12 protein-coding genes are annotated in these 13,288 nt (G+C 38.3%); 5 read left to right on the forward strand and 7 right to left on the reverse strand.

Annotation, left to right across the window (positions count from 1 at the left end; all coding sequences use genetic code 11):
• Positions 1 to 8 precede the first annotated feature (8 nt).
• The 3 genes from V0410_RS22020 (at position 9) to V0410_RS22030 (ending at position 2,540) form a co-directional block, all read left to right on the forward strand.
• The gene (locus V0410_RS22020) at positions 9 to 500 is read left to right on the forward strand and encodes a hypothetical protein (protein ID WP_330745640.1); all 492 of its coding nucleotides are present in this window, start codon (positions 9 to 11) and stop codon (positions 498 to 500) included.
• 145 nt (positions 501 to 645) lie between these two features.
• Positions 646 to 1,758 carry a peptide chain release factor 2 gene (gene prfB / locus V0410_RS22025; RefSeq protein WP_062671212.1) on the forward strand — a complete coding sequence of 371 codons (1,113 nt, stop codon included), beginning with the start codon at positions 646 to 648 and terminating at the stop codon, positions 1,756 to 1,758.
• Positions 1,759 to 1,844: 86 nt separating this feature from the next.
• Positions 1,845 to 2,540, forward strand: coding sequence for a DedA family protein (locus V0410_RS22030; RefSeq protein WP_110009261.1), 696 nt, complete (start codon positions 1,845 to 1,847; stop codon positions 2,538 to 2,540).
• Between the two features lie 337 nt (positions 2,541 to 2,877).
• Here V0410_RS22030 and V0410_RS22035 read toward each other — a convergent pair whose 3' ends face one another.
• Positions 2,878 to 3,747: an alpha/beta hydrolase gene (locus V0410_RS22035; RefSeq protein WP_330745641.1), complete on the reverse strand. Its 870-nt coding sequence runs from the start codon at positions 3,745 to 3,747 to the stop codon at positions 2,878 to 2,880.
• Between the two features lie 24 nt (positions 3,748 to 3,771).
• Entirely contained in the window at positions 3,772 to 4,266 is a 495-nt protein-coding gene (locus V0410_RS22040) for a tetratricopeptide repeat protein (RefSeq protein ID WP_330745642.1), read from the reverse strand.
• Between the two features lie 155 nt (positions 4,267 to 4,421).
• Here V0410_RS22040 and V0410_RS22045 point away from each other — a divergent pair, with 155 nt between their 5' ends.
• Positions 4,422 to 5,303: a DUF808 domain-containing protein gene (locus tag V0410_RS22045; protein ID WP_330745643.1), complete on the forward strand. Its 882-nt coding sequence runs from the start codon at positions 4,422 to 4,424 to the stop codon at positions 5,301 to 5,303.
• A 345-nt stretch (positions 5,304 to 5,648) separates the two neighbouring features.
• On the opposite strand, the gene dnaJ is transcribed toward V0410_RS22045, so the two are convergent.
• From dnaJ to proS, 5 genes are all read right to left on the reverse strand, one after another.
• The gene (dnaJ, locus tag V0410_RS22050) at positions 5,649 to 6,767 is read right to left on the reverse strand and encodes a molecular chaperone DnaJ (RefSeq protein ID WP_202838550.1); all 1,119 of its coding nucleotides are present in this window, start codon (positions 6,765 to 6,767) and stop codon (positions 5,649 to 5,651) included.
• A gap of 98 nt (positions 6,768 to 6,865) precedes the next feature.
• Positions 6,866 to 7,405 (reverse strand): nucleotide exchange factor GrpE, encoded by a 540-nt coding sequence (locus V0410_RS22055; protein ID WP_395974916.1) that lies wholly within the window; start codon positions 7,403 to 7,405, stop codon positions 6,866 to 6,868.
• Positions 7,406 to 7,626: 221 nt separating this feature from the next.
• Complete coding sequence (locus tag V0410_RS22060) at positions 7,627 to 8,961, reverse strand: Nramp family divalent metal transporter (RefSeq protein ID WP_330745644.1); 1,335 nt, start codon at positions 8,959 to 8,961, stop codon at positions 7,627 to 7,629.
• A 114-nt stretch (positions 8,962 to 9,075) separates the two neighbouring features.
• Entirely contained in the window at positions 9,076 to 10,407 is a 1,332-nt protein-coding gene (locus V0410_RS22065) for an OmpA family protein (RefSeq protein WP_110009269.1), read from the reverse strand.
• Positions 10,408 to 10,525: 118 nt separating this feature from the next.
• Entirely contained in the window at positions 10,526 to 12,001 is a 1,476-nt protein-coding gene (gene proS, locus V0410_RS22070; RefSeq protein ID WP_110009327.1) for a proline--tRNA ligase, read from the reverse strand.
• Positions 12,002 to 12,145: 144 nt separating this feature from the next.
• Between proS and V0410_RS22075 the strand changes: the two genes are divergently transcribed.
• On the forward strand, positions 12,146 to 13,246 hold the full coding sequence (locus V0410_RS22075) for a prolyl-tRNA synthetase (RefSeq protein ID WP_330745645.1): 1,101 nt from the start codon (positions 12,146 to 12,148) through the stop codon (positions 13,244 to 13,246).
• Positions 13,247 to 13,288: the final 42 nt, after the last annotated feature.

The following is a 13,288-nucleotide window of genomic DNA, read 5'->3' on the forward strand; positions in this document are numbered from 1 at the left end:
TGATACCCATGAAATACTTACCATTTGAACGTATTACTTACAAAACAAATTTGTCTGAAAAGGAAGTATTAACAAGACTTTCTGGTTTTGTAGAACCTAAAAAATTTGGTTTGGGAAAGAATTATATAAAAGATTATGAAGGATCTGTGGATAATAATAGCTTTGAAATAAGCAGAGTGATACAATACAGAAACTCATTTCTTCCTCAGATCAATGGTAAAATTCAAAATGGAAATAATGGAACCCAAATACAGGTGACCATGTCATTAAATGCTTTTGTCTTCTTTTTCTTAATAGTCTGGTGCTCATTTGCCCTGATTTTCTTCATAGGTGTCTCTATAAAAGCTATAAGGGAAAAAGAAATAGCAGTAGAACTTTTTCTTCCTCTGGGTATGCTCTTGTTTGTCTACGCTTTAACTATGGTAGGATTCAAATCGGAAAGTAAACAAGCAAAAGAATATCTTAGAAGAAGCTTTGACGCTGAAATTGTTAAGGAATAGTTCTCCTAAATCAGATCCTGAACCTCTATTAAATTTCCAAAAAAAATCAAGTATTCGAAAAACTCGAATCCCGAACCCCGAAAACTAAAACCCCGCACCTCTCCACTCTAAAAGAATTCCTTATTTTTGCAAAAAAGAAAAACTCGTGATTAACAACGACCAGATAAAAGAAGTTCAATCCAGGATTGAAGACTTACACAGATACCTTCAGATTGAAAAAAAGAAGATTGAAATTGCCAATGATGATGAAAAAACTGCAGCACCGGAATTTTGGGACAATCCCAAAACAGCTGAAGCTTTTTTAAAGCAGCTTCGTTCCAAGAAAAAATGGGTAGAAAGCTATGACGAAATTCAGACACAGTTTGAAGATCTGCAGGTTTTGGCTGATTTTGCTAAAGAAGATCCGGATTCTGAAAAAGAACTGGATGAAACATTCCCGCAATTGGTGGAAAAAATTGAAGACCTGGAATTCAAAAATATGCTTTCCAATGAAGGTGATGAACTTTCTGCAGTCCTTCAGATTACAGCAGGAGCAGGAGGAACAGAAAGTTGTGACTGGGCAGCTATGCTGATGAGAATGTATACCATGTGGGCAGAAAAACAAGGCTATAAGATCCGTGAACTGAACTTCCAGGAAGGGGATGTGGCCGGAGTGAAGACTGTTACCCTTGAAATTGAAGGTGAATTTGCTTTCGGATATTTAAGAGGTGAAAATGGGGTGCACAGATTGGTGAGAATTTCCCCGTTTGACAGTAATGCGAAACGCCATACCAGTTTTGTTTCGGTATATGTTTATCCTTTGGTGGATGATACCATTGAAATCAACATCAATCCTGCCGATATCAGCTTTGAAACGATGAGAGCTTCCGGAGCAGGAGGACAGAACGTAAACAAGGTAGAAACCGCTGTACGTCTTCGCCACGCTCCTACAGGAATTATTATTGAAAACTCAGAATCCCGTTCTCAGCTTCAGAATAAAGAAAAGGCAATGCAGCTCCTTCGTTCAAGACTCTACGAAATGGAATTGGAAGAGCGTATGAAAGCCAGAAACGAGATTGAAGCCAACAAGATGAAGATCGAGTGGGGAAGCCAGATCAGAAACTACGTCATGCATCCTTACAAGCTGGTAAAAGATGTACGTTCAGGTCATGAAACGTCAGATGTAGATGCCGTAATGAATGGTAATATCACTCCTTTCCTGAAAGCATTCTTAATGGCCGATGGAACCGCAGTTTCCGATGATGATCTCGACTTATAAAAATCATGTTTGAATTTTAGTTAAAATCTTATAATTAATTTTTGTTTCAGACATTTTAGACTTACTTTTGTTGTTCATCGATATTTATGGAAGATTTCAATAGCTGGAAGGATTTATTAAACCCGGAGTTTTATATAAAAATGGGAGGGTTTTGGCTGATTTTATTTATTGTTTTTGCTGAAACGGGTCTTTTTGTAGGATTTTTTCTACCTGGAGATTCTCTACTTTTCGTTTCAGGAATTTATGCCGTTGAAATCATCAAAGAGACTTTTGGCTCTACAGGGAGCGATTTTTTAGATACCACCTTATTGGCTTCAGGAGTAGCTCTTGCCGCTATTATTGGAAATGAAGTAGGATATTACTTCGGAAGAAAAGCAGGACCAGCTTTGTATAAGAGACCGGATTCAATGCTATTTAAGAAAAAATACCTTTACCAGGCACACGATTTCTTTGAAAAACACGGAGCTTTAGCCGTTATTATGGCAAGATTCTTACCGGTTGTAAGAACTTTTACTCCTATTGTAGCAGGTATCGTAAAGATGGATAAAAAAGAGTTTTTAAGAGATAATATTATTGGTGCTGTATTATGGTCTTTCATTCTGATCTTTGCAGGACATTATCTTGACAAGCTTTTTATGGAGCAGTTTGGCATCAACCTGAAAGAAAAACTGGAATACATCATTATTGTAATCGTATTGGTAACAACACTTCCGGTAATCATTAAATTTGTTTTCGGGAAAAAAGAAGATCTTTCCAAATATGAAGATCAGGACTTTGAATAAATAAGAAATTCAATCAAAAATATAGAGCCGTTTCATTGTTGAGATGGCTTTTTTGTTTATATAAGTATTTTTACCACGCAAAGCTCGCAAGGTTTATTATTATGATCTGTTACTTTTCGTTCGCAGAGGCATTTCATTTAGCTAAGTAACTCACCTCGCTGAACGAAGTGCCTTTGCGACCACAGAATATAAGCCTTACAATTTCTTTGCGGACATAGCGTTTTAAATATATCCACCAAACAAAAATTATTTTTTATGCTGGATATTAAAAAAAATTCTATGAACGGATTGTTTAAAATAGGAGTTTAATTATATGTTCTGTGAATTAAATAGGTAACTATTCTTTAATCCATTCCAGAATATTAGGATAGATAATGCTGTCTCTTTTTCTTTTACTGAAGAATCTGGGGGCATGCCCGGCTCCTTTCATGAAAATGAATTTATGCGGAATATTCATTTGGGTAAGCGCTGAATCCATGGCGATTCCCTGATGCTGGTTGACCAGTACATCATTGTTTCCCTGAAACAACAATGTGGGAACATTGGTAATATTAGCAATAGGACTGGCTTCTTTGAAGGCTTCAGACATATTTTTCCGGTCAAACTTAGTCCCTACTACTTTTTGAAAAGTAGGAGAAGTATATTTTGAATAAAATGATTTAAGATATTCTGAGCTGTAAAAATCTGTTGGCCCGCTTAAAGAGATGATTTTTTTGATCTGCTCGGGATGCTGATAACCGTAAAGTAAGGCGAGATGTCCGCCGGCACTTTCTCCCAGAAGAATGTAATTATTGGGCTGAAGCTCTGCTTTTTCCGCTAGAGAATTGAATTTTTCAATGGCAAGGGCAATATCTTCAAGCTGTTGTTTATAAGTGATTTTTTCCTTTGGAGAAACCAGCCTGTAATTCATATTGATGCTTGGAATTCTATTTTCAAAAAGCATCTTCTGAACCTGGATCATATGTTCTTTTTTACCCAAAGTCCAGGCGCCGCCATGAACGATAAGGACTACAGGGGAATTTTCAGCATAATCTTTGGGAAGAAAGATATCCATTTTCTGTCTTTTATGCTCACCATATTTCAGATTGTAAATCTTCTGCTGGCCTCCGGGACCTACCCAAACCCTGAATTTCGTATTACAGGACTGCAGCACGAAGCCAACACATCCCATAGCGAAAAAATGATACCGGAGAATGAGCTTTTTCATAAAGTAAAAATAAAAAAAATATTATTACAATTCATTATGCAGACCCTTGGCATAATTGTAAACAGACCGGTTGTATCTTGGCAGATGGTGGGAAAGTGCCTTTAAAGTTAATGATAATGCTTCCTCATATTTCCCGGCTGAAGAAAGGGACAACGCTAAAAAAGAATCTACTGCATCATTTAGCTCATCAGAATAATGAGCTTTTTCTTCCCTTAAAATATGAATGCTTTCTTCTGTTTTTCCATTATTTCTTAAGGTACTTGCCAGTTGGATTCTTGCTCTTCTTCTTCGTAAGCCGGTTAATCCGTGATCCAATGCCGATCTGTACAAAGGCTCTGCTTCCTTTTCATGTCCGGTGGAATCAAAAGCGCAGGCTCTTTCAAAATCGGCAACAGCCTGGGAATTGTTATCTGTAAGTAATTCTACATGATTTTTAATGTGCTGAATAAATGCTTCATTGCTTATCGTTCCCAGTTGTAGCCATAAACTTTGTAATTGGTCTTCCCAGTTTTTATCCATTGAATAGGTTTTAAACAAAGATATAAAATATTGAAAGTGAAGGATTGCTTAATGATTCTCATAATTTTGAAAATTATTGTCATATTATGAATCCAAAAACGGAATTAAATAATTATTTTTGCTGGACTTAACAAAGATTAAAAAATTATTAAAATATGGCATCAGGCTTTTTTGCTATTTTGGATGATATTGCAGCATTGATGGATGATGTAGCAGTTACCAGTAAGATTGCTACACAAAAGACAGCAGGAATTTTAGGGGACGACCTGGCTGTAAATGCAGAAAAAGCCACCGGCTTTCTTTCCTCCAGAGAACTTCCGGTTCTGTGGGCTATTACCAAAGGATCATTTATCAATAAACTGATCATTCTTCCTATTGCCTTTCTTCTCAACTGGCTGTACAAACCGGCTATTGAAATGATTCTTATTTTAGGGGGAATATATCTTGCCTTTGAAGGAGTAGAGAAAATTATAGAATTCCTGTTTCACCGTTCCAAAAAAGGGCACGAAGTCATCAAAGAAAGTGACGAAGAAGAAAATTCTGAAGTTTCTGAAAAAGCAAAAATAAACTCAGCGATCAGAACAGATTTTATCCTTTCTATTGAAATTGTAATTATTGCATTGGGAACGGTTATCCAGCAGGAACATCCGCTTCTTACACAGATTTTAACGGTAACTTTTGTATCATTTATTGCAACAGTAGGAGTGTATGGAATTGTTGCATTGATCGTAAGAATGGATGATGCAGGTTTCAGTTTGATTAAAAAGAGTCATGACAAAGGATTCTTCTCCAAGCTTGGTCACTTATTGGTAAAGGCATTGCCAGTTATCATCAAACTTTTAGGAGTTGTAGGAACAATTGCTTTGATCCTGGTTTCAGGAGGAATTTTTGCTCATAATATTCATTATTTACACGAGCTGCTTCCAACGTGGCCGTCTATGCTGAAAGAGTTTACTTTCGGTCTTGTAGGGGGAATTGCTGCAGTATTGGTTTTCACTTTAGGAAAAGGAATCTATTCCCTGACAACAAAAAAATAAAACAGAATTAAAATTAAATAATCAAAAAGTCCTGTATTCGAGAGAGTACAGGATTTTTTATTTATAGAACTGTTTAATATTACTGAAATTTGATATTTACTATATTAAAATCTATGTTTTTAACGCAAAGTCTTAATCTTACTATTTTTTATTAACAGGAAGCAAAGATGAAATCAATAAATTGATTTTTAATGAGCAGACGGTTTTATCCACAAAGCTTTCTCAGCGACAAAGTCGCTATCCTTTGCCTTCTTTAATAAAACATGTGAACTAGTTTTTCTTTGCGTTAAAACTAGGTGTTTGTTTAAAGCAAAAAAGAGACTTTTTACAAGTCTCTTTTTTATATTAATTGAATAAATCTTTTACTTTATCAAAAAAAGTTTTTTCCTTTCCGGATGGTTCTGCAACCATTTCTCCGCTGGACATCTGCTTTTCAAAGAATTCCTTCTGCTCTTTGGTAAGCTTTTGCGGTGTCCATACATTGATGTGGATGAACATATCTCCTTTACCATAGCTGTCGATGCTCGGAAGTCCTTTTCCTGCCAATCTTAAGATTTTTCCGGACTGAGTTCCCGGATCAACGGTAATTTTCACTTTTCCGCCAACGGTAGGAATTTCTTTCTTGGTTCCTAAAGCAGCTTCAGCAAATGAAACATATAATTCCTGGTGAAGATTATCACCTTCTCTTTTGATCGTTTGATCTACTTCCTCTTCAATAATCACCAATAAGTCTCCCGGAACACCTCCAAATGGGGCATCATTTCCTTTTCCTCTTACATTAAGCTGGATACCGTCTCTTGCACCTGCCGGAATGTTGATGGTAATTTCCTCTTCATCTTTAATAAGACCCTGTGCATTCGCCCCTGCAGGAATTTTGTCAGCAACTTTTCCAATTCCCTGACATGTACCGCAGGTAGTTTGAGTCTGCATCTGACCGAACATCGTGTTCATCACTTTTAACTGAACACCGGAACCGTTACAGGTAGGACATGTTTTTGAAGTGGCACCTTCCGCCATCTTCATTTTCTTTACTTTGATGGTTTTCTGAGTACCGTTTACCATTTCCTCAAGGTTCAGCTTGATTCTGATTCTTAAATTAGAACCTTTCACCTGCTGACGGCCTCCACCGCCACCGCCGAATCCTCCGAAACCGCCACCGAAAATATCTCCAAACTGGCTGAAAATATCCTCCATATTCATTCCGCCTCCGAAGCCTCCGCCTCCGAAACCGCCATTTCCACCCATTCCGGCATGTCCGAACTGGTCGTATCTGGCACGTTTCTGATCATCGCTCAGAACCTCATAAGCCTCAGCAGCTTCTTTAAATTTTTCCTCAGCCTCTTTATCCCCTGGATTTTTATCCGGGTGGAATTTGATGGCCATTTTACGGTATGCTTTTTTTATTTCGTCGGCTGATGCAGATTTGCTGATCTCAAGAACCTCGTAATAATCTCTTTTTGACATGACAATTTTATAATTGATTGTTGATAAATGATAAAAGATATTCTAAAGCTAATAAGTGAAACATTCAATTATCACTCATCATTTATCATTTATGAATTTTAATTTCCTGTTACTACTTTTGCAAAACGGATTACTTTATCATTTAAAGTGTACCCTGTTTCAATAACGTCTACGATTTTTCCTTTCAAATCTTCCGATGGAGCAGGGATCTGGGTAATCGCTTCATGGAAATCAACATTAAAGCTGTCACCAGCCTTTACTTCCATTGTTTGTAAGCCTTTTTCGGTAAGTTTATTCTTGAATTTCTGATAGATAAGCTCTACACCCTGAAGATCAGCCGGATTTCCGTTTTTAGCGATTTCTTTTAAAGCTCTTTCAAAATCATCCAAAACTCCTAACATTGAAACCATCATCTCCTGGTTGGCATACTGGAAGAATTCCATCTTCTCCTTGCTTGTTCTTTTTTTATAATTTTCGAATTCAGCATACAGTCTGATGTAACGGTCTTTCTCTTCTGCCAAAAGTTCCTCCGGAGAAGGTGCAGCTGTCACATTGTCCTGTGATGTTGCGTCATTCTGAACATTGTTTTCTTCCTGATTATTGATGCTTTCTTCGTTAATATCCTGGTTTTCCATAATTCAATATTTATTTACTGATTGTTTGACAAAGAGTCTGCCAAATCTAAAATCTGGACATTAAGGCAGAAAAAAGAAGTAATGGTAAATGAATACGTCAATGCGCTTCGCTTGTGAATTTATTGTGGAGTAGGGTAAAAAATTGACTTTGCAAAGCAAAAATTGACCATTAACCATTCACTTAATAATGTCCAACAGTCAATTTAAAAACTGTCATTGTACCTTTATTCTCCTGTAAATGTCTGATATAACAGATAAAGGTTTAAAACAATAATAATAATGGAAATAATCCATACACAGATTTTCAGGAATGGTTTATTGACAAATTCACCCATTTTGGCTTTATCATTGGTAAACATTACCAGTGGAACAACGGCAAAGCTCAGCTGCATGGAAAGAATTACCTGGCTTAAAACCAATAATTCAGTTGTTCCCTGTTCACCGTAAAGAATGGCAACAATAAGTGCTGGGATTACAGCGATAAGTCTGGTGATCAGTCTTCTCAGCCATGGTTTTAATCTGATATTCAGGAAACCTTCCATGACGATCTGCCCGGCAAGAGTTCCTGTTAATGTGGAGTTTTGCCCGGACGCCAATAATGCAATCGCAAATGCAATACTAGCCATAGAAGCTCCTAAAATTGGGGTTAACATTTTATAGGCATCATGAATATCCGCCACATGTTCGTTTCCTGTAGTATGGAATGTAGCAGCAGCCAGAATAAGGATTGCAGCATTGATGAAGAAAGCCAGCATTAATGAAACTGTACTGTCTATAGTGGCAAACTTTATGGCCTCTTTTTTTCCTTCAGTATTACGGGGATAATCCCTGGTCTGCACAATACTGCTGTGCAGATACAGGTTATGCGGCATGACGGTAGCTCCTAAGATCCCGATCGCAATATAAAGCATGGCAGGATTCTGAATGATTTCCTTTTGTGGAACCAAACCTCCCAGAATCTCATTGAAAGCAGGCTTTGAGATAACGATTTCATATACGAAACACGCCAGAATAATGAAGATAAGTCCTCCTACAATACTTTCGATCCATCGGAATCCTTTTGCCTGAAGTAAAAGGATGATTAATACATCTACTGTTGTAATAACAATTCCCCAGGTCAGCGGGATATGAAATAGCAAATTTAACGCAATAGCAGAACCAATAACCTCGGCAAGATCACAGGCGGCAATGGCGATTTCGCAGAATACCCATAGAATAAAATTCGTGGTAGGACTGAAGTGGTCTCTGCAGGCCTGGGCAAGATCTCTTTCTGCAACTACCCCCAGTTTAACAGATAAGTGCTGCAAAACCATGGCAAAGATATTTGAAATAAGAATTACTGAAAGGAGGGTATATCCAAACTGAGCTCCCCCAGCAATATCTGTTGCCCAGTTTCCCGGGTCCATATAACCTACAGCAATCATCAGTCCTGGTCCTGCAAATGCAAGATACTTTCTCCAGAAAGTTGCATTTTTAGGGACTTTGATTGATGAATAAACCTCTGACAGGGAATGGTTTGTTTTATCTTTTCGCCAGGCGCTTTTTATATTGAAGTTCATAAATGTTAGAAATGACTAACAAATTTAATTAAATAAATGTAAACAGAAAAATCATCGCATAAAAAAATCCCGGAAATTTGCTTTCCGGGATATAATTTTTATTCAATCTAAAGATTATTTAGCAAATCTTACAGCCATTTTTCTGTCTGCAGCTCTTTCAGCATCAGAAGCTGTAGCATCAACTTTAGCAAATTTACTTCCATAGCCCTCAGCTTCTAAAACCTGAGCACCAACTCCTGCTTTTACTAAAGCAGCCTTGATATATTCAGCTCTGGCTTTTGATAGTTTTACATTGTTGGCTTCGTTTCCGGTTTTATCCGTATAACCCCCGATTTTGATTTTTGCATCTGGGAAAGCCTTAAGGATCGCCACTAGGTTATCCAATTGCCCTTGTGAACCTGCCTCAAGTTCAGTAGCACTTCCCATTTTGAAATTTACGTGATCGAAGTCGTACCACTTATCTTTCAATGCTGCATCATCAGCTGCATTTTTATAGTTTCCGGATTTCAGGAATGTAATCATCTGATCTTCCATTCCTCCTTTATAACCTTTTAACATCACTCCGTTAAGATCAATGTCTTCATCTGTTTTAGCTGTTGCCGGAGCAGGTGTTGCTGTTCCCGTTGTAGCAGCAGTATCTGTTGCTGTACTGGTTGCTGCTGAGTCAGATGTTGTGGTAGTAGTGGTAGTCGTCTGCTTTTTCTCACACTGTTTCCATAAGAAATAAGCAGCAGCTATCAATAATAAAAGCGGAAGCAACCATTTCCAGATTGAACCTCCGCCTTGATTATTGTTGTTATTATTTTCAAATCGTTCTCTTACTTCTCTTGCTCCTTCTGAAACATTTTCTCTTGCTGTAGCAACACCTTCAGCGATGTTATCTTTAGCAGTAGACGTTACTGAAGAAACCGTTTCTTTAGCCTGTCCAAACCAATTCTCAGCTCCTAATCCAAAGGATGCCAAAGAAAGACCTGCCGGCAGTAAAGAAGAAACAATGCCTTTCTGATCATGCAGTAAGCTGGAAATACCTGAAGCACCCAGATTATTGTCTGCTGCATATTTTCCAATAGTGCCTACTGTAGCTCCAGTCACCAGGTTTAACAAAGAACCTGCAGAGGTATTGCTGACACCTGAAAAACTGGCAATGGAATTCACTAACGCACCTACTTTATCTCCAAAAATGGAAGACAACAAGTTTGAAATAACAGGACTGCTGGACGAACCTCCTAATAAATTTCCTAAAATTCCACTTGAAGAGGCTTGTGTAATTGCATCCACAACGCCAGGCTTATCTGCATTATTGGCTAATCCACCTACTACAGCAGGTAATAATCCGCCAATTGCTTTAGAAATACCGGATTCACTTTCTCCAAACTGTGATGCAGCCTGTGAAACCAATGCGGGACCTAATTGTCCTTTAATTAAATCAATGACATTTAAAGACATAATAATAAATTTTTTTGATTAATGTTGAGATAAATTTAAACAAAAATCCGTCCAAATGTCACTTTTTTTTGAATATTTCTTTAAATATTAACGATTTTTTTCCAAATCATTAATATTTTTAATAGGCTTTTGCAAATAATACGCGTCTCTTAGATGGTTTTCCTGAGATCAATGAAATTCCTTCTTCTACATCATCATCCAAAGGAATACATCTGATGGTTGCCTTCGTTTCATCTTTGATCTGTTCCTCTTCTTCAGCTGTCCCATCCCAGTGTGCATAGATGAATCCACCTTTTTCTTCCAGAACTTTTTTGAATTCTTCATAAGTATCCACTTTCGTGATATTATTTTTTCTGAATTCAAATGCTTTGTTATAAATGTCCTGCTGAATCGTTTTCAACAGATCTTCGATATAAGAATCAAGTCCTTCAATAGAACGAACTTCTTTAGTCAGGTTATCTCTTCTTGCAATTTCCACAGATTTATTTTCAAGGTCTCTAGGTCCCATAGCAATTCTTACAGGAACTCCTTTCAATTCATATTCTGCAAATTTCCATCCTGGTTTGTTCTGGGTGTCATTATCAAACTTCACAGAAATTCCTTTTGCTCTCAGTTTAGCCTGAATATCCAAAGCCACTTCACTGATCTGCTCCAGCTGCTCTTCTCCTTTAAAGATAGGAACAATCACGACCTGGATTGGAGCAAGGGTAGGAGGCAGTACCAATCCGAAATCATCAGAGTGGGTCATGATTAATGCTCCCATCAGACGGGTAGAAGTTCCCCATGAGGTAGCCCATGCATGTTCAATTTTTCCTTCTTTGTTGGTGAATTTTACATCAAATGCTTTTGCGAAATTCTGTCCTAAGAAGTGAGAGGTTCCAGCCTGTAAAGCTTTTCCGTCCTGCATCAATGCTTCAATACAATAAGTCTCATCGGCTCCTGCAAATCTTTCAGAAGGTGTTTTCAACCCCTGAATAACTGGAATAGCCATAAAGTTTTCTGCAAAATCAGCATATACTTTATTCATTTTCTCTGCTTCTTCCACAGCTTCATCTTTTGTAGCGTGCGCGGTGTGCCCTTCCTGCCATAAGAACTCTGCGGTTCTTAAGAAAAGACGGGTTCTCATTTCCCAACGAACAACATTCGCCCATTGGTTGATTAATATCGGCAAGTCTCTGTAAGACTGAATCCAGTTTTTATAGGTATTCCAGATAATTGCTTCTGAAGTAGGACGAACAATAAGTTCTTCTTCCAGTTTTGCATCCGGATCTACAATCAGTTTGGATGGATTGTCCGGATCGGTTTTTAACCTGTAGTGGGTAACAACAGCACATTCTTTTGCAAAACCTTCTGCATTTTTTTCCTCAGCCTCAAACAAGCTCTTGGGCACAAAAAGCGGGAAGTATGCGTTAACGTGACCTGTTTCTTTGAACTTTTTATCCATTTCATCACGCATTTTTTCCCAGATCGCATAGCCATACGGTTTGATCACCATACATCCACGCACGCCTGAGTTTTCAGCTAAATCAGCTTTTACAACCAGCTCATTATACCATTTGCTGTAATCTTCGCTTCTTGAGGTTAATTTTGCCATTATTTTTTTTAATTTTTTTAACTTTTGTACATTATTGTTATCTAAAAATAAAAATCTATTTTTGATAGATTTTTTTACCAGTATTTTGGTACATTTTTGGTACAGATTGCAAATATAATTTAAATTAAAAATTTTTACGTTATCATGAAAAGAAATATACATAAAAATTTGCTTGGTCTGCTAAGATCCAAAGGGATATTGGCTGTATCGGGCGGATTATTACTTGTGTCTTGTGGTGCTCAGATGGGAGGGTATAGCGAGACAGATGGGGTGTATTACGACCCCAATAAGGATACGCTACCTGAAGGAGTTATCATCAATGATAGCGGAAACAGAGTAGGAGAATATTATGACTACTATCAGGATTCCAATGTCATTCAGAATGCACAGACGAATTCCAGAGAGCAGCAAAACAGATATAATGACTGGAGCAATACCAATCCAGACTGGAATTCCAATGCTACAGACTCAGATTGGGGACTTTATGCAGGTTCACAAACGAACTACTATGACAACTCATGGGGATGGGGATCTCCGTGGGGATGGTATGGTGGTTACAGCCCATATTGGGGCTGGGGCTGGAACCGCGGCTGGGGCTGGGGTGCAAGTATGTCCTGGGGTTGGGGCGGATCATTCGGATGGGGCTGGGGAGGCTCTTTCGGATGGGGAAGTCCATACTGGGGATACGGCTATGGCGGATACTATGATCCATTCTGGGGCGGATACTACGGTAACCCATATTGGGGATACGGTGGAGGTTACTGGGGTGGTGGCTACTACAACAGACCTGTTTACAGAAGAAGTGGTGTCAGCGGAGGCGGATTCCAGAATACAGGGGTAGCCAACGCAGTTTACAGAACGAATACCAACAATTCAGGTTTCAGAAATACGAATGGTGGTTTCAGAAATACCAATAACAATGGTGGTTTCAGAGACACTAATTCCAACGGAGGTTTCAGAAACAGTAACAGTAATGGCGGATTCAGAAACGGTAACTCCGGAGGTTTCAGAAATACACAGTCTAACGGTGGATTCCGTAATTCGGCACCACAAACAAGACCCAATTACAATTATCAGCAGCCACAGCCAAGATACAACAACAATAACGGAGGTTTCAGATCTAACGACTCAGGAGGTTTCAGATCCAGTGGTGGCTTCAACTCCGGAGGTGGAGGCTTCAGAGGCGGTTCTTCAGGAGGCGGCGGAATGAGATCCGGCGGCGGAGGCAGAGGAGGCTTCAGATAATTTTCAAATTAATAAACTATTTAAAAATAATGTTAAAAAAAT

Source organism: Chryseobacterium sp. CP-77, from assembly GCF_036362765.1.
Classification (GTDB): Bacteria; Bacteroidota; Bacteroidia; order Flavobacteriales; family Weeksellaceae; genus Chryseobacterium; species Chryseobacterium cupriresistens.

Coding starts and splice junctions, on each gene's coding strand:
- dnaJ (WP_202838550.1), bottom strand. CDS start 6,767: ATGTCAAAAAGAGATTATTACGAGGTTCTTGAGATCAGCAAATCTGCA.
- V0410_RS22030 (WP_110009261.1), top strand. CDS start 1,845: ATGGAAGATTTCAATAGCTGGAAGGATTTATTAAACCCGGAGTTTTAT.
- V0410_RS22020 (WP_330745640.1), top strand. CDS start 9: ATGAAATACTTACCATTTGAACGTATTACTTACAAAACAAATTTGTCT.
- V0410_RS22045 (WP_330745643.1), top strand. CDS start 4,422: ATGGCATCAGGCTTTTTTGCTATTTTGGATGATATTGCAGCATTGATG.
- proS (WP_110009327.1), bottom strand. CDS start 12,001: ATGGCAAAATTAACCTCAAGAAGCGAAGATTACAGCAAATGGTATAAT.
- V0410_RS22035 (WP_330745641.1), bottom strand. CDS start 3,747: ATGAAAAAGCTCATTCTCCGGTATCATTTTTTCGCTATGGGATGTGTT.
- V0410_RS22060 (WP_330745644.1), bottom strand. CDS start 8,961: ATGAACTTCAATATAAAAAGCGCCTGGCGAAAAGATAAAACAAACCAT.
- V0410_RS22075 (WP_330745645.1), top strand. CDS start 12,146: ATGAAAAGAAATATACATAAAAATTTGCTTGGTCTGCTAAGATCCAAA.
- V0410_RS22040 (WP_330745642.1), bottom strand. CDS start 4,266: ATGGATAAAAACTGGGAAGACCAATTACAAAGTTTATGGCTACAACTG.
- V0410_RS22065 (WP_110009269.1), bottom strand. CDS start 10,407: ATGTCTTTAAATGTCATTGATTTAATTAAAGGACAATTAGGTCCCGCA.